The 15841-nt window shown below is 60.3% G+C and carries 18 protein-coding genes and 2 tRNA genes; 8 read left to right on the top strand and 12 right to left on the bottom strand.

All coding sequences use genetic code 11. The features are described 5' to 3' along the window. Positions 1-64: 64 nt before the first annotated feature. Both AC097P_RS18290 and AC097P_RS18285 read left to right on the top strand, forming a co-directional pair. The gene (locus AC097P_RS18290; protein WP_479611860.1) at positions 65-1519 is read left to right on the top strand and encodes a DNA recombination protein RmuC; all 1455 of its coding nucleotides are present in this window, start codon (positions 65-67) and stop codon (positions 1517-1519) included. Continuing rightward, entirely contained in the window at positions 1516-2718 is a 1203-nt protein-coding gene (locus AC097P_RS18285; RefSeq protein WP_479611859.1) for an MFS transporter, read from the top strand. Before AC097P_RS18290 ends, AC097P_RS18285 begins: the two co-directional genes overlap by 4 nt. Here the strand turns inward: AC097P_RS18285 and AC097P_RS18280 are convergent. From AC097P_RS18280 to earP, 3 genes are all read right to left on the bottom strand, one after another. Beyond that, positions 2715-3578 (bottom strand): LOG family protein, encoded by an 864-nt coding sequence (locus tag AC097P_RS18280; protein ID WP_479611858.1) that lies wholly within the window; start codon positions 3576-3578, stop codon positions 2715-2717. The two genes, AC097P_RS18285 and AC097P_RS18280, sit on opposite strands and share 4 nt — an antisense overlap. 183 nt (positions 3579-3761) lie before the next feature. Further along, the gene (gene efp / locus AC097P_RS18275; protein WP_394782403.1) at positions 3762-4316 is read right to left on the bottom strand and encodes an elongation factor P; all 555 of its coding nucleotides are present in this window, start codon (positions 4314-4316) and stop codon (positions 3762-3764) included. Between the two features lie 141 nt (positions 4317-4457). Next, positions 4458-5627: an elongation factor P maturation arginine rhamnosyltransferase EarP gene (earP, locus tag AC097P_RS18270; protein WP_479611857.1), complete on the bottom strand. Its 1170-nt coding sequence runs from the start codon at positions 5625-5627 to the stop codon at positions 4458-4460. 56 nt (positions 5628-5683) lie between these two features. Here earP and AC097P_RS18265 point away from each other — a divergent pair, with 56 nt between their 5' ends. The 6 genes from AC097P_RS18265 (at position 5684) to AC097P_RS18240 (ending at position 11197) form a co-directional block, all read left to right on the top strand. Further along, positions 5684-7762, top strand: coding sequence for an excinuclease ABC subunit UvrC (locus AC097P_RS18265; protein ID WP_479611856.1), 2079 nt, complete (start codon positions 5684-5686; stop codon positions 7760-7762). 64 nt (positions 7763-7826) lie between these two features. Then, a complete protein-coding gene (pgsA, locus tag AC097P_RS18260) occupies positions 7827-8402 on the top strand; it encodes a CDP-diacylglycerol--glycerol-3-phosphate 3-phosphatidyltransferase (RefSeq protein ID WP_479611855.1) in 576 nt (191 codons plus the stop codon). Positions 8403-8728: 326 nt separating this feature from the next. Further along, positions 8729-9001 carry an HU family DNA-binding protein gene (locus AC097P_RS18255; RefSeq protein WP_007874140.1) on the top strand — a complete coding sequence of 91 codons (273 nt, stop codon included), beginning with the start codon at positions 8729-8731 and terminating at the stop codon, positions 8999-9001. Between the two features lie 19 nt (positions 9002-9020). After that, positions 9021-9096 (top strand) — tRNA-Val (locus tag AC097P_RS18250). Positions 9097-9157: 61 nt separating this feature from the next. Then, positions 9158-11089 carry a SurA N-terminal domain-containing protein gene (locus AC097P_RS18245; RefSeq protein ID WP_479611854.1) on the top strand — a complete coding sequence of 644 codons (1932 nt, stop codon included), beginning with the start codon at positions 9158-9160 and terminating at the stop codon, positions 11087-11089. Positions 11090-11121: 32 nt separating this feature from the next. Continuing rightward, a tRNA-His gene (locus AC097P_RS18240) sits at positions 11122-11197 on the top strand. Positions 11198-11226: 29 nt separating this feature from the next. Here the strand turns inward: AC097P_RS18240 and AC097P_RS18235 are convergent. The 9 genes from AC097P_RS18235 to AC097P_RS18195 all read right to left on the bottom strand — a co-directional run bounded on the left by AC097P_RS18235 (position 11227) and on the right by AC097P_RS18195 (position 15837). Beyond that, positions 11227-11802 carry a hypothetical protein gene (locus AC097P_RS18235; protein WP_479611853.1) on the bottom strand — a complete coding sequence of 192 codons (576 nt, stop codon included), beginning with the start codon at positions 11800-11802 and terminating at the stop codon, positions 11227-11229. Next, on the bottom strand, positions 11799-12830 hold the full coding sequence (locus AC097P_RS18230; protein WP_479611852.1) for a tyrosine-type recombinase/integrase: 1032 nt from the start codon (positions 12828-12830) through the stop codon (positions 11799-11801). The genes AC097P_RS18235 and AC097P_RS18230 overlap by 4 nt, the downstream gene beginning before the upstream one ends. Continuing rightward, positions 12827-13063, bottom strand: coding sequence for a hypothetical protein (locus AC097P_RS18225; protein ID WP_479611851.1), 237 nt, complete (start codon positions 13061-13063; stop codon positions 12827-12829). The genes AC097P_RS18230 and AC097P_RS18225 overlap by 4 nt, the downstream gene beginning before the upstream one ends. A 106-nt stretch (positions 13064-13169) precedes the next feature. Then, complete coding sequence (locus AC097P_RS18220; RefSeq protein ID WP_479611850.1) at positions 13170-13430, bottom strand: hypothetical protein; 261 nt, start codon at positions 13428-13430, stop codon at positions 13170-13172. Positions 13431-13523: 93 nt separating this feature from the next. Beyond that, positions 13524-13973, bottom strand: coding sequence for a single-stranded DNA-binding protein (locus tag AC097P_RS18215; RefSeq protein WP_479611849.1), 450 nt, complete (start codon positions 13971-13973; stop codon positions 13524-13526). A 2-nt stretch (positions 13974-13975) separates the two neighbouring features. After that, on the bottom strand, positions 13976-14179 hold the full coding sequence (locus tag AC097P_RS18210; protein ID WP_479611848.1) for a hypothetical protein: 204 nt from the start codon (positions 14177-14179) through the stop codon (positions 13976-13978). A 7-nt stretch (positions 14180-14186) separates the two neighbouring features. Beyond that, positions 14187-14375, bottom strand: a complete 189-nt coding sequence (locus tag AC097P_RS18205) for a hypothetical protein (protein ID WP_479611847.1) — start codon at positions 14373-14375, stop codon at positions 14187-14189. Positions 14376-14377: 2 nt separating this feature from the next. After that, positions 14378-15502 (bottom strand): recombination-associated protein RdgC, encoded by a 1125-nt coding sequence (gene rdgC / locus AC097P_RS18200; RefSeq protein WP_479611846.1) that lies wholly within the window; start codon positions 15500-15502, stop codon positions 14378-14380. 26 nt (positions 15503-15528) lie between these two features. Then, on the bottom strand, positions 15529-15837 hold the full coding sequence (locus tag AC097P_RS18195; protein WP_479611845.1) for a KTSC domain-containing protein: 309 nt from the start codon (positions 15835-15837) through the stop codon (positions 15529-15531). Positions 15838-15841: the final 4 nt, after the last annotated feature.

Genomic DNA, 15841 nt, shown 5'->3' with positions numbered 1-15841 from the left:
GCACATTGCACGGGGGCTACAGCCCCATTTCTCATATGACGCGGGTTGAAAAGGTGGTTGCAAGGTGAATGATGGATTGGTTTGGGCGCTGCTGGCGCTGACGCTGGTGAGCTTGGTCGTCGCCGGCTGGACGGCGCTGGCGCTGAGCCGCCTGCGTGCGGGCGACACCCAGGCGGTGCTGGACGCACAGCTGCAGCGCAAGGAGCTGCAAGACCTGCGCAGTCTGCTGCAAACCGGCAACGAGCGCATGGAGCGCGAGCTGCGCCGCGAGATCGCGGAATCGTCCCAAGGCGCGCGCCGCGAGTTGACGCAAAACCTCGCCACCTTCCAGCAGACGCTGACGCAGCAGGGTGCCGAGGCCACGCGCACGCAGAACACGCAGATCGACGCCTTTGGCCAACAGCTGGCGCTGATGCAGAAAACGCTGGCAGACACCTTGCACACCCAGCTCTCCAGCGTCGGCGAATCCACCGCCCGCCGGCTGGCGGAGATGAGCGACACCAACACCCGCAGCATGACCGCGGTGCGCGATGCGCTGAACCAGCAACTGGCCCAGCTGCAAACCACCAACTCCGCCAAGCTGGACGAAATGCGCGCCACGGTGGACGAGAAACTGCAGACCACGCTGCAGGCCCGCCTGGGCGAGAGCTTCAAGCAGGTTGCTGACCGGCTGGAGCAGGTGCACAAGGGCCTGGGCGAGATGCAGACGCTGGCCCAGGGCGTGGGCGACCTCAAGCACCTGCTGACCAACGTCAAGACCCGCGGCATCTTTGGCGAGGCCCAATTGGCAAGCCTGCTGGAGCAGGTCTTTGTGCCCGACCAGTACGCGATGCAGATTGCCACCCGGCCCGGCAGCAAAAACGTTGTCGACTTTGCGATCAAGCTGCCCGGCAAATCCGACACCGGCGCGCCACTGTGGTTGCCCATTGACGCCAAGTTCCCCAACGAAGATTACGAACGTCTGCTGGATGCGCAGGGCCGGGCGGATGTGCTGGGTGCCGAGGCGGCGGCCAAGGCGTTGGAGTTGCGCATACGGCTAGAGGCCAAATCCATGGTCGAGAAGTATGTGGAACCGCCGCACACCACCGACTTTGCGATTCTGTTCCTCCCCACTGAGGGCCTGTATGCCGAGGTGCTGCGCCGCCCGGGCCTGATGGAAAGCCTGCAGCGTGACCACCGCGTTACGCTGGCCGGGCCCACTACGCTGTTGGCCATGCTCAGTTCGCTGCAGATGGGCTTTCGCACGCTGGCGCTGGAGAAGCGATCCAGCGAGGTCTGGCAGGTGCTGGGCGCGGTCAAGACCGAGTTCGAAAAGTTCGGCGGCGTGCTGGCCAAGGTCAAGCTGCAAACGCAGACTGTCCTCAACACGCTGGACAACGCCGAGACCCGCAGCCGCGCCATGAGCCGCGTGCTGAAAAAGGTCGATGCCTTGCCAGATACACAGGCACAAGCCCTGATCCCGTTCGACAAAGACTTTGACGGCAGCGCTGGTGAGCCCGATACCGACACCAGCGCATGAGTCTTGCGACCCCGGTTGAACCCTCCCGCGCGTGGGCTCTGGCTCGGCTGGTACTCGGCCAAATCTTTCTGCACGGCGCCATGGCCGGCATGCGCATGGCCGCGCCGCTGTTGGCGCTGCGCGAGGGCTATAGCGCGCTGGCAGTCGGCATATTGCTCGCCCTGTTTTCGCTGATGCAGGTGTTCCTGGCGATACCGGCAGGGCGGTACGCAGACCGCCATGGTTTGCTCAAGCCCATGGGACTGGGCGTGGCCGCCGCGATGCTCGGTGCCGGGCTGGCGGCCGCCGTGCCGCACTTTCCGATGCTGTGTGTCAGCGCCTTGCTGATGGGCGGTGCCACCGGCGTAGCGATCGTTGCGCTGCAGCGGCATGTCGGGCGCGCCGCGCAGGACACGACCGAGCTCAAGCAGGTGTTCAGCTGGCTGGCTATTGGCCCTGCCATCTCCAATTTTGTAGGCCCGGTCGTCGCTGGTTTGCTGATCGACCACGCCGGTGTGTGGGTGGGCGGCACGGTTGGCGACAGCAATGGTTTTCGGGCCGCCTTCCTGGTGCTGGCGCTGATGCCGCTACTGACCTGGTTTTGGGTGCGCCGCACGCAGGAATTGCCGCCGGTGGTGCATGCCGCAGGCTTTACGCAGGCCCGGGTCTGGCACCTGTTGCGCGACCCGCAGATGCGCAGGCTGCTGCTGGTCAATTGGCTGCTGTCATCGTGCTGGGACGTGCACACCTTTGTTGTGCCCATGCTGGGCCATGAACGGGGATTTAGCGCATCGGTTATCGGCACGATCCTGGGCTCAATGGCCGTGTCGGGTGCCGTGGTGCGGGTCGTGATGCCGATGGTGGCAGCGCACTTGCGCGAATGGGTGGTTGTTACCGGCGCCATGGTGGCCACGGCGCTGCTGTTTGCGATTTACCCGCTGATGGTCTCGCCGTGGACCATGGGGCTGTGCTCAGTGCTGCTGGGGCTGTCGCTGGGTTCGGTGCAGCCAATGATTTTGAGCACCTTGCACCAGATCACGCCGCATGCAATGCATGGTCAAGCCATCGGGCTGCGGCTGATGACGCTGAACCTGTCCAGCGTGCTGATGCCCATGTTGTTTGGAACGGCCGGGCTGGTCGTAGGAATATCGGTCGTCTTCTGGACCGTTGGCTGCATGGTCGGCGCCGGGGCGCCGCTGGCCTGGCGCTTGAGGCCCTAGCGGTTGTAAAACGCCTGGATCACATCCCAGGCCTGCTGTGGGTCGTCGCAGTACTGGAACAGGTTTAGGTCTTCGGGCGAGATCGCACCTTCTTCCACCAGCACATCAAAATTCAACAGCCGCTTCCAGTATTCAGAGCCGAACAAGATGATGGGGATCGGGTGAGATTTGCGGGTCTGCACCAGTGTGATGACTTCAAACAATTCGTCCAGCGTGCCAAAGCCACCGGGGAAGGCCACCATGGCTTTGGCGCGCATCATGAAGTGCATCTTGCGCAGCGCAAAGTAGTGGAACTTGAAGCTCAGCGACGGCGTGAGATACGGGTTGCCGGACTGCTCGTGCGGCAGCGCGATGTTCAGGCCCACGGTGGATGCACCGGCTTCCGATGCACCGCGGTTGGCGGCTTCCATGATGCCGGGACCGCCGCCGGTGCACACGTAGAGGCGTTCGCGCGGCGGTATGTTGGCGCCATGTGTGGCCACAATGTGGCCAAACGCGCGGGCCTGCTCGTAGTAGTGCGCATTGCGCAGGTGGCGCTGGGCCAGGCTGATGCCGGCTGCGTCGCCCTGGGCGCGGGCCTGTTCCATGAAACGCTGGGCGTCGTCCAGGGAGGGAAAACGCGCGCTGCCAAAAACTACGACGGTGTTCTCGATTCCTTGCTCGTGTTGTGCCAGGTCGGGCTTCAACATTTCCAGTTGCATGCGTATCCCGCGGGTTTCGCGGCGCAGCAAAAACTCGGGGTCGGCGAAGGCCAGGCGGTAGGCGTCGGCTTCCAGCGGGGTGCCGGTATCGGCATGGGCTTTGAGGTCGCTCCAGGCGTCGGCCAGGGTGCGGGGTGCGGGGGCTTTCAGGGTATCCAAGGGGCTGTGTCCTAAGTTTTCTTGTACAACGTCAAACGCCTCGAGGGTACACCCGAATGCCTCTATTTTTGGGCATTGTGCAGGAGCGCCGGCTTGCCCAGTGAAACAAAAAAGGCTTCCGAAGAAGCCTTTTTTGGGTGAGTCGCTCAGCGCAATGAGACGCGCTTGCGGCAACGCAACTGGTCAGACGCGTTTACGGTACTCGCCGGTACGGGTGTCGATTTCAACCTTGTCGCCCTGGGCCACGAAGATTGGCACGCCGATTTCGAAACCGGTCGCGATCTTGGCAGGCTTCAGAACCTTGCCCGATGTGTCGCCCTTGACGGCAGGTTCGGTCCAGGTGATTTCGCGCACGACGCTGGTGGGCAGTTCGACGGAGATGGCCTTGCCGTCATAGAACACCACTTCAACGGTCATGCCGTCTTCCAGGTAGTTCAGCGAGTCGCCCATGTTTTCGGCTTCGACTTCGTACTGGTTGAACTCTTCGTCCATGCAGACATACATCGGGTCAGCGAAATAGGAGTAGGTGCATTCCTTCTTGTCCAGGATGACCTGGTCCATCTTGTCGTCGGCCTTGAACACGACTTCGGTGCCGAAGTTGGCGATCAGGCTCTTGAGCTTCATGCGCACGGTGGCGGAATTGCGGCCGCCGCGGCTGTATTCGGTCTTCAGAACGACCATGGGGTCTTTGCCGTGCATGATCACGTTGCCGGCGCGGATTTCTTGTGCGATTTTCATATGCTTTACGCGGTTGTCACTGCCAGCCTGTGCTGTCAGCGTGATATGCCGCACAAGGCGGCGAAGACGCCGTCTAGTAACTGGCGGCGGAGCATGGTTTGCCTGCCAAAGGCGGCGGCAAATCCAGCAAAGCCTCGAATTTTACCGTTTTTTCAGCGTGAAATGGAGCAATTGGGTGGCCAGATCGTCCATTTGCAGCAGGCGTTGGCGCGCGGCCTGCACGGTTTGCGACCACGCGCCAAGGTCAATGGCGGTGAGCGCCGCGCGGTTTGCAGGCGTTTGCCCGGCATTCCATCCTCGGTGGAAAGCGCGCAGACCGTCATCGGCGCCCAGCATGTCGAGAAAGGCTTCCAGCTTGGGCACATGGGCGGCATCCTCCTGGGGATAGATCTGCCAAACCAGCGGCTTGCCAGCCCAGATGGCGCGCACTACGGAGTCCTCGCCGCGCACGCAATTCAGGTCGCAGGCCCACAGCAGATCATCGAAACCGGTTTGCGTAAGCGTTGGCAGGTAGCTGATCTGCAAGCGCTGCAGGGCCACCCCGTTGCCTGTGGCTTTGCGCACCGCCGCGCTGGCCCGCCCAGCTGTGACCAGCAGGCGGGTGGGCGTAGGACGCGCGTCGAGCTGGGCCAGCAGCGCTGGCAGCGCCGTTGGCTCGTAGCAGAACAGGGACACCAGGGTTTCATCCGCCGCCGCATCAACGCCCTGTTGTGCCAGCCAGGCCGCGCGCTCGGCGGCAAAGGCTTGCTGGCGCTGCAACAGTTCGGGTTCGCGCAACAGCCCGCCCGTGCGTTTGGTGAAGCCGGGGTAGAAGAAATGCTTGGTCCAGCCCTTGGCCGGGCCGTTCATGACAGGGGAGGGCAGTCCGTGGGAGCGTTCCACAAACGGTTCGGCCGACAGGTACTCCAGATTGATCCACACCGGCGGATTTATGGCCAATTGGCCTGTAGCCCTCGTGCAGAAAGCGTAAGCCGCTATGAATTCAGGAGCGATTTCGCAGCCGAATCCCTCCACCCAGACATCCGCCGGGCGCAGGGCGGACAGGAAAGTGATGTCGTGCGACTGTTCCCAGGCCAGCACCTGCACACCAGGCCAGTTTCCTGCCAGCGCACCCGGCGCCATCCACGAGAGCGCCGAAGCGTCGTCCACCCACAAGCGCACGCGGTGCCCGCGCGCTGCCAGGTCGGCGCTTAAGCGCCAGCACACGCCCAGGTCGCCAAAGTTGTCGATGACGCGGCAGAACACGTCCCACAGCAAAAGGGGTTGGGTCGTGGCGTGCGGGGTCTGCGGAAGGCTCGCTGGGGAAGGCATGCCCTGATTGTCCACGCCGGGTAAGGCAGCCATGAAAAGATTGACAATAGCGGCCCATGACAGCCGATACCCCCACTGCCTCTGCTCCGCCCGCGCCCTCCGGTCACTCCGAAGAGCTGCTGCGCGAAGTGGCCGCGCTGCCGTCCTTGCCGGGCGTGTACCGCTACTTTGACGCGCAGGACCAGTTGCTCTACGTGGGCAAGGCCATCAGCCTGAAGAAGCGGGTGTCCAGCTATTTCCAGAAGAACCACGGCGGCACGCGCACCGGCCACATGGTCAGCAAGATCGTGCGCATGGAGACGACCGTGGTGCGCTCTGAGGCCGAGGCGCTGCTGCTGGAAAACAACCTCATCAAGACCAAGAATCCCAAATACAACATTTTGTTCAGGGACGACAAAAGTTACCCGTATTTGAAGATGACCGGCGTGCCCGCAGCGCCCAAGCGTAGCGCCGCGGCCGACACACTGGTAGCAGGCTCCACGGAAAAGGCCTCGGCACCACTGCCGGCCAGCTTCGCCCGCATGTCTTACTACCGCGGCGGGGTCGAGAAAAAGCACCGCTACTTCGGCCCCTATCCCAGCGCCTGGGCGGTGAAGGAGGCGATCTTGCTGATACAGAAGGTGTTTCGGCTGCGCACCTGTGAAGACCCGGTGTTCAGCAACCGCAGCCGCCCCTGTTTGCTCTACCAGATCAAACGCTGTTCAGCGCCCTGTGTGGGCCACATCTCGGCGCACGATTACGCGCAGGACGTTGCCAATGCCGACAAATTCTTGCGGGGCGATGCCAAAGAGGTGCTGCGCCAGCTGGAGTTACGGATGATGGAGCACTCTGCCAAGCTGGAGTTCGAACAGGCCGCCGAGTTGCGCAACCAGGTTGCTGCGCTGTCCAACGTGTTGCACCAGCAGGCCATGGACAACGTCGAAGACCGCGATGTAGACATCCTGGCGGTGAAAGTTCAGGGTGGCAAGGCTTGCGTCAATCTGGCCATGGTGCGGGGCGGCCGGCATTTGGGCGACAGGCCTTATTTCCCGGTGCATGTGGAAGATGCGGTGGGCTTGTCGGACGAGACCCCTTTGGAAGCCGAGACCACCTCCGATACAGAGGGCGGTGCCGATGCAGCGGCTGGGATTCGTGCACCTGCGGACTCGGTTGAGGTACAGGTTCTTGAAGCGTTCCTGGCGCAGCACTATATCGATGTGCCGATGCCGCCGACGCTGATTGTCAGTGAACCTGTCAGCAAAGGTCTGCTCAGGGCGCTATCGGAACAGGTGGGCTTCAAGGTCGGCGCCATCTACCAGCCGCGGGAACAGCGCCGCGCCTGGCTGGACATGGCGCAAACTAACGCCGGTTTGCAGCTGGCACGTTTGCTGGCCGAAGAAGGTTCGCAACAGGCACGCACCCGCGCGCTTGCCGAGGCGCTGGATTTGACGCTGGAGAATCTGGACACGTTGCGTGTGGAGTGCTTCGATATCTCGCACACGGCCGGTGAGGCCACGCAGGCTTCGTGCGTGGTCTTCCACCACCACAAGATGCAGAACGCCGAGTACCGCCGCTTCAATATCGAAGGCATCACGCCGGGCGACGATTACGCCGCGATGCGCCAGGTGTTGACCCGCCGGTACAGCAAGGTGGCTGAGGCACTGAAGGAAGCCAAGCATGCGGGACAAGTGCCGGCGGGGACGGGTCGTTTGCCAGACCTGGTGCTGGTGGACGGTGGCAAGGGTCAGGTGTCGATGGCACGTGAGGTGTTTGAGCAATTGGGGCTGGACCTCTCCCTGATCGTTGGCGTGGAAAAAGGGGAGGGCCGCAAGGTGGGACTGGAAGAGCTGGTATTTGCCGATGGCCGAGACAAGGTCTACCTGGGCTCCGATTCGGCGGCGCTGATGCTGGTCGCGCAGATACGCGACGAGGCCCACCGCTTCGCGATCACCGGCATGCGCGCCCAGCGTGCCAAGGTGCGGGTGGGTGGGGGCAAGCTGGAAGAAATCCCAGGCGTAGGTCCCAAGCGCCGGGCCCGACTGCTGCAGCGCTTTGGCGGTGTGCGCGGTGTCGCGTTGGCCAGTGCTGCCGACATCGCGACCGTTGACGGTATCTCGCGGGAACTGGCCGAAGAGATCTACCGGGCGCTGCACTGACGGGCTTGCCCTCTTTTGGGGCTGGGTTGGCCCGGTGGCCCGCAAGCCGTGCCACAATCCTGTCATGTTTATGACCATACCGACCATCATGACGTGGACGCGCATCTTTGCGATTCCGCTGATTGTGGGGGTCTTCTATCTGCCGGAATCCACGGGAACTCTGGCCGAGAAAAATCTCATTGCTACCATCATGTTCGTTGTGTTCGCAGCGACTGATTGGCTCGATGGTTACCTGGCGCGCAAGCTGAACCAGACGTCATCTTTTGGTGCGTTCCTGGACCCGGTGGCGGACAAGTTTCTGGTGTGTGCCTGCGTGCTGGTGTTGGTGCACCTGCAACGTGCTGACGTTTTTGTGGCGCTGATCATCATCGGGCGCGAAATCGCGATCTCTGCGCTGCGCGAGTGGATGGCACAAATTGGTGCATCCAAGAGCGTGGCCGTGCATATGATCGGAAAATTGAAGACCGTGGCACAAATGGTTGCAATTCCGTTTCTACTTTTTGATGGCATGCTGTTTGGCCTGATCAACACCCACCAATTGGGCGTGTGGCTGATCAGGGCAGCAGCGGTTCTAACCATCTGGTCCATGGTCTATTACTTGCAAAAGGCTTTGCCCGAAATTCGTGCGCGGGCGCAATAGATCGGGTTACTGTTCTTGCCCGCGCTGCCAAAGTTGCGGGCTTTTTTATGTCTTTTGATACCACATTTATTCTTGATTTTCGGGTCAAATTTTTGGAACAAATGCGACTAGAATCTGCCACCGCACCGTTGTAAAGCTGCATGGCGTATTGACATGGAAATGGCCCATGGCTTTAATGGGATGCAGTAGCCGCGGGAGCTACAGACGTGATCCCGACCAGCTTTAGGCCTGTTTGCGCAATGTGCAGAGAACCCAAGATCTGAGTCCGGTGAAAACAATATTTGAAGAGACAATTCGATTAACTCTGCTTCCTACAAGGGGTCTTTGTGAATAAAACCGAACTGATTGAGCATATTGCAAAGCATGCTGATATTTCCAAGGCCGCTGCGACGCGCGCGCTGGAATCTACTATTGGAGCGGTCAAAACCACATTGAAAAAAGGTGGTTCGGTGTCTCTCGTGGGTTTTGGTACATTTGCAGTTGGCAAGCGTGCTGCGCGCACCGGTCGTAATCCACGCACCGGCGATGCGATTAAAATCAAGGCTGCCAAGGTTCCCAAGTTCCGTCCAGGCAAAGCATTGAAAGATGCCCTGAATTGATTTTGTAGTTGTTTATGTGGGGTGATTAGCTCAGTTGGTAGAGCGGCGCCTTTACACGGCGTAGGTCGGCGGTTCGAGCCCGTCATCACTCACCACCCCCACAGCAAAGGCGAACATCGTGTTCGCCTTTTTGTTTTTTTGTTGGAGAGATAGCGCATGTTTGAATTTGTTCGCAAGCACACGAAACTCATGATGACGTTGATGTTCTTGCTGATCATTCCCGCGTTTGTTGTGACGGGTGTTGAGGGCTTCAAGAGCATCAGGGCCGGAGGCGATTCTGTTGCGACCGTTGGCAACCATAGCATCACACAGGGCGAGTGGGACGCGGCGCACAAGATTGAAGCCGATCGTTTGCGCGCGCAGATGCCTAATCTGGATGCCAAGTTGCTGGATTCTCCTGAGGCGCGCTACGCCACGCTTGAACGTCTGGTACGCGAGCGCGTGCTGGCAGAGGCGGTCCGGGATTCAGGATTGGGTACCACTGATGCGCGCCTGGCGCGTGAACTGCAGCAGAGCCCGACAATCGCTGCCTTGCGCAAGCCCGACGGTTCGCTGGATGTCGAGCGTTATCGCCAGCTGGCCGCTACCCAGGGCTTGACGACAGACGGTTTTGAGGCGCGCGTGCGCAGCCAACTGTCGGAGCGCCAAGTGGAGGCCGGGTTGGTGGCTACGGCGTTTTCGCCGGCCGTGCTGTCCGACGTGTCGTTGAATGCTTTTTTCGAACAGCGTGAAGCACAGGTAGCGCGATTCAATCCCGCAGACTATGCGAGCAAGGTCAACCCGACTGACGCAGAAATCGAAACCTTCTACCAAGCCAACCAAGCCCTGTTCCAGGCGCCTGAGACCGCCAGCATTGAGTACGTGGTGCTGGACCTGGATACGGTGCGCAAATCCATCGCGCTGAATGAAGCAGATGTGAAGACCTACTACGAGCAAAACGTGGCCCGCCTGAGCGGCAAGGAAGAACGCCGTGCCAGCCATATCTTGATCACGGCCGCCAAGGACCTGCCCGCCGACGAGCGCAAGAAGGCGCGTGAGCGCGCAGAAGCCCTGTTGGCGCAGGTGCGCAAGGCCCCCGACACTTTTGCCGACGTGGCGCGCAAGAATTCGCAGGATCCCGGCTCGGCGCCCAATGGTGGAGATCTGGATTTCTTCGCTCGCGGTGCTATGGTCAAGCCCTTTGAAGAAGCAGCTTTTGCAATGCAAAAGGGCGACATCAGCGATGTGGTGGAGTCAGACTTTGGCTTTCACATCATCAAGGTCACCGACATCAAAGCACCCAAGCAGCGTAGTTTTGAAGAGTTGCGCCCTGTCATCGAGGTTGACCTCAAGCAGCAGCAGGCACAGCGCAAATTCGCCGAAATTGCTGAGTTGTTCACCAACGGTGTCTATGAGGAGTCGGACAGCCTGAAGGGTGTTGCCGAGCGTCTGAAGCTGGAAGTGAAGACCATCAGCAACCTGCAGCGCAAGCCCGGTCCGGGCGTTGCGGGCGTGCTGGCCAACCCCAAGTTTTTGGCGGCAGTTTTCAGCGCCGACTCGTTGGAGAAGAAGCGCAATACCGAAGCGGTTGAAGTCGGCCCCAACCAGTTGGCTGCCGCCCGCATCACCCAGTACACAGCAGCCAGCACCCGGCCCTTGGCGGATGTGCGTGCCCTGGTCAAGGAGCGCTTGGTTGCCAAGCAGGCTGCTGAGTTGGCGGTCAAGGACGGGATTGAGAAGCTTGCGGCCTGGAAGACATCCGCACCCGACAGCTTGCCAGCGGCGCTCACCATCTCCCGAGACGGCAAGCAAGTGGTTCCAGGCCCTGTGCTGGACGCCGTGTTGCAGGCCGACACCGCCAAGTTGCCCGCATGGGTCGGCGTTGACCTGGGTGCCCAAGGCTACGTGGTCGCGCGGGTGAACAAGGTGTTGCCGCGCAACACCCCAGCACCAACAACCGCCGAGCAGGAGCGTAAACAGTACGCGCAGTGGTTGGCCAGTGCCGAGAACAAGGCTTATTACAAGATGCTAAGCCAGCGTTTCAAGGTGGCCATCAAGGCGCCGCGCCCAGCATCCACTGGTATGGCGCAAACACTGGGCGCAGAATAAGCCAAAATAGCGGCTATAATCTCAGGCTCGCGGTGGCTGTAGCTCAGTTGGTAGAGTCCAGGATTGTGATTCCTGTTGTCGTGGGTTCGAGCCCCATCAGCCACCCCAAAATATCCGCATAAACAGTGCTCTATCAGCTACAAAGTTGATAGCGCACTGTGTTTTTGTATAGCCGTAAATTCCTTTAAAGGAATATGATTCGCGCCAACGGCCCACATGCGGGCCTTGATTTTGGCCTCAATCAGCGGCTCAAGAACCTTTCCAAAAAACTCTTCCCCGAACCCGTTCATGGCAACATTGACGAACGCGCAGACTATGCGAACGTTGCCCGACACGTAGCCTTTGGCCCCAACAATTCGATCAATGCTGGGCGCCCATGGTTTGATGCGAAGCCCGGTGGGTTTGTCGTATCGGAACGGCAATTGAGTGATGGCGCAGACGTGGTTTTGATCCAACAAGATCGACCGTAATTCTTCGACCTCGATTGCAAATTCAAGCCCTCTCTGGCGCGCACCTTTTTTGTGCCGCTTCCACATTTCCAGTATCTCGGATTCAGATGCCTGAAAGTCCGTGGTTGGATGGCTCATGAGTGTGTACAACTTACGAATTGCCTCTTCCCTGTTGGTGCCGAGATTGATCCTACGACCGTCCGGCAGCTTGGTCCTGTAACTGGTCTTGTCAAGGTAGAGGTGTTTTGGCAAATCGCGCTTCACAGGGTCTTCCTGGTTATCTCTTTCGAGCTGTCGTAGATCCGGGCCGTGGTCCCCGGGTCTGCGTGAATCTCCGGAAAATTCCCAAACTTCGATTTGTACTGCGTCACGTAATAGCTGCGCAGGTCGTGGAAAGTAAAGTTGTCGGCCAGCTTCCCCGCTGCACGTGCCTTGGTCTTGAGCCTGGCCCAACCTAGTTTGTGGGCCTGCGCCGTGTACGCATTGCCGTCGGCATTTGGGAAAACCCACCCGTGCCTGTCGTCTTTTGCCAACGCTCGCATGCGCTGAAACAAATCTTTTAGCGGTGCAGACATCGGTATCACCTCGATAACCTCGTTGCCGGCACGCTGCTTGGCGCGCATCAGGCGCAGCTCAGTGCCGCTGACCTGGGGCCATGTCAATTCACGGAATTCAACGCCCCGATTCCCAGCGATGCTGGCAAACTCTGCCATGCCCGCCAGAATAGGGGCCTGCCCCTTGCTAGCCCACGCCCATTCTAGAAATGTTGCTAGTGTTTCGATAGCGGGTGCATTCTTGCGTGGCCGCTCCTTGTTGCGGCGTACTTGCTTGCAGGGGTTGGCGTCGAGCTCGCCGCGTTCGCAAGCGAGGTTCATCAGGTTGGACAGCAGGGCAAATTCTCTGTTGGCGCGCACTGGGGCTGTCGCGCGCTCCACGCGCAAATAGCGGGCAATATGGGTGGGCTTCACCTGGCTGGGCGCCATCTTCCCGAAAATGGGCAGGAGCTGCTTGCTGGACTGGGTGTAGTCGTCACGAGAGGCCTGGGCCAGGTCTTGCCACGCCCGGGACTGCTCGCCGCTGTACAACCGCCACAGTTCATCAATGGTGCCGCGGTCGCTGCCGTCGCCGTTCAGGTCCAGCACGGCGCGGATGGCCAAATCCTTGTCGCGCCCGAGGTTGATGGGCTTGCCGCCGGCAGGGTGGTAGCGGTATGTGAACCCGTTCTTGCGCGCCACGGCTTCCATGCGCGGCAACAGGCCCATGTTGCTCTGGCGGTCACGTGTCCGGCTCATGCGGCGACTTTCCACCGTGGACCGGCCATGCTGGAGTTTGCAGCCGGTCCAGCGGTGATCTGGCCCTTTTGGGCGCTGGTCACAGCGTCATAGTGGGCGCTGTTCACAAGGGGCTTGCCGTTGGGCTTGCGCCTGACCTCCAGCCCCATACGACGCAGAAACCGCACCTTGGCCGCGTTCTGGGTCAGGCCCTCGCAGATGTTGTCTATTTTGTCGTCGGACAGGTCGGCCATGTCTATTCCTTGTGCAACTGGCAAACCCACGTGCGCAGCCCAAACACCCGGCGAAGGAACCAACCAGCCCCGGTCGGGCGCTTGCAATTGCAGAGTGGGCAATATCTCATTGGATGGGTGTGAGAGGTGGCATAAACAGCTTGTCAGCCGTTCCGCGCAGCATGTCGATAGCGGTGTCTTCACCGAAGTTTTCAGCAATCATGCCGCCCAGGACGGCAACCATGCCGGAGAACATCCTGGCCAGCTGCTCTTGCGTGGCATCACCGTTTGCGATTGCCTGAATCGTCGGGCCCAGCGCATCGGCCAGCAATTGCCCGCCGACTTCCTCGGGCGTGCCGGTGTATTCCTGTTTATTGTCATTTTCCATGGTGATCAGATATTGAAAAGTGGGTTTCTTAAAAATGGGCGCTAGCCCTCGTGGAATGTGCGTAGGCAGCTATACATTTGATAGCGTCATTATCTAGAACGGTATGTCATCTGACATATCATCAAACCCACTGCTCGGGGGTGGAGCTGGCTTAGACGCGACCGGCTGGCGTGCCGCTGACGCTGCGCGCGATGCTGGCGCGGCCTGCTGGGGCTGGTCACGCTGGCCATCGCCGTGGGTAAACCGGATGTCCTGGATTCGCCCCGTCAGCTTGTGACCCGCTGACCCATCGCCCTTGTTGAAGGTCTCGATGTGCACATCCTCCAGGGTGACGAACACCTCCTTGCCCTTTTTGAGGTACTGGGCCAGGGCCTCGGCGCGCTTGCCCCACAGACCTGCCTCAACCCACTGGGTGGGTTGGCGTTCGTCTGGGCCACCCTTGCGGCCGTAGTTGTAGGCAAGGCTCAGATTGATAACAGGTTCGCCGTTTCCAGCGTATCGCAGTTCAGCGTCACGCCCGATGCGGCACAGTTCAGCCATCATGGTTAGACCGCCTTGTCTTCGGTGGCGTCCTCGGCTTTGACGCCCAGCTCCATCATGTTGATGACTTCGTTGGCGCTCGCTGCCTGGACGGTGTAGCGGTCGTGCGCGACAAAGTTGCGGGCCTGGGCCTGGCTGGTGGCGCGCACCAGGCGCGGGGTTTTCGTGGCCGTATCGGTCACGATGTAGGGTCGGATTGCAGTTGCCATGATTGTTCTAATTCGCAAAGTGTTTTTGGTGGATACGCTCGACAACTTCGATTTGTTTTTCTGTCAAGACGGTGGTGTTGTCACCTTCCTTGGTGGTCAGCATGATGCTGGTCAGGAAGGTGTTTTCCCAAGCAGTAACGTCCTTGGTGCCGACAAGGCCGTTTAACTGCTTGACCATGGTGGTGAGGCTTGCCATGGTCAAGCCTCCGCGAGGATTTTGCGCTGTCCGTCGCTTCCCATTGGGGAAACAACGCCCGACTTTTCCATGGCTTCCAGCATCCGAGCCGCGCGGTTGTAGCCGATCTTCAAATACCGCTGCACCAAGGAAATGCTGGCCTTCTTCTGGGTGCGGACGATAGCCACAGCATCAGCGTACATAGGGTCTGGCGCTTCGCCGGATGATGCTGCATCACCGCTGCCGGCCTGTGGCTGGGTAATCATTTCGCCACCAAGGACCGCGAACAAGGCCGGGAACAGCTTGCCTAGCTCTCCAGTGGTGATCGCCGCATCGCCGTCGAAGTTGTCGGCGTGTTCTTCCTCGGCATGGTCAGAGACAACCGCATCCAAAAATGCGATCTTCTTGAGTAAGCCGCCGTCGGTCAGCACGAAAGACACCCGGTCGCTGTACGTCAGGGCCAACCTGGTGGGTATCTTGCCTTGGGCGATGTGCTGGGCCACCTCGTCAATGTCCAAGGCATGCCGGCCGTACTTCACAACCGCCTTGGATTCGTCGGAGGCTTTCAGCTCACACTCGCGGTCCACCGTGAAGTCTGGAGGCGCGTCCTTGGTGGCTAACCAGCCCGCCATCGCAGATGCTGGCGAGGTATTTGTTTGGACCAACTGCAAGTTCAGCCCTTCCAGCGCCTTCACCAGCCAAGTGACGACTTCATCAATGCGGCTTTGGCTCCCGCTGTCGATCACCAGAAGGCGGGCCTTCTTGTCGATCCACACCAGGGTGGTGGCGATCTTGGTAAAGGCCATGGGCAGCAGGGCCAGGCGCGCGTCTTGAGTGATTTCGCGCATTTCCTTTTTGCCAGGCTTGCGACCGGTCTGGGCTTCCATCTGCTCGACCTGTTCGGCAACCTTGCGTTTGACGACATCAGGCGGCACTGCCTTGGTTTCAACCTTGAGTTTGAGTAACCACTGGCCGGCGACGGATTCCACCAGCGCGTCGTGCTCGTTCCCACGTAGCGGCACCCAGCCCACCGACTTTTCCTGACTTGCACCGCAGGGCACAAACTGGGCGACTTCCAGCGCGCGCTCCACTGCACCCAGGTCTTGGGGCATGGAGAGGATGCGATAGATTGCAGCGTTCTTGAACATGCGAATCCTTGGTGAGTGGTGATCTCTTACGCGGCCTTGCCTGTCGGCGCCTTGGGCGCGACCGGAGCGGGGTACTTCGTGAAAGCCAGGGGCTTGATGTGCTTGCCGAAGTGCGTGCCGATGGACTTGGCGCCAATGAATTCCTCGTATTGCTTCTGCGTCACGTTGGGATAGTGGTAAACGGCACCGGCGCCGCGCGCAAACTGCACGGCCAGGGTGTTGGTAGCGGCGTCGTGGCCCACGCTCTTGACCTGCGACGACTTCACGTCGTTCAGGGCGATGTGGGGGCGCTTCTCGGTCGAGTGCGCTTGAGGGGCTGGAAAGGTCTTGGTCATGGTG

Source organism: Rhodoferax sp. ZS1R8 (genome assembly GCF_056521325.1).
This window is presented reverse-complemented; position numbering and strand designations above follow the sequence as displayed.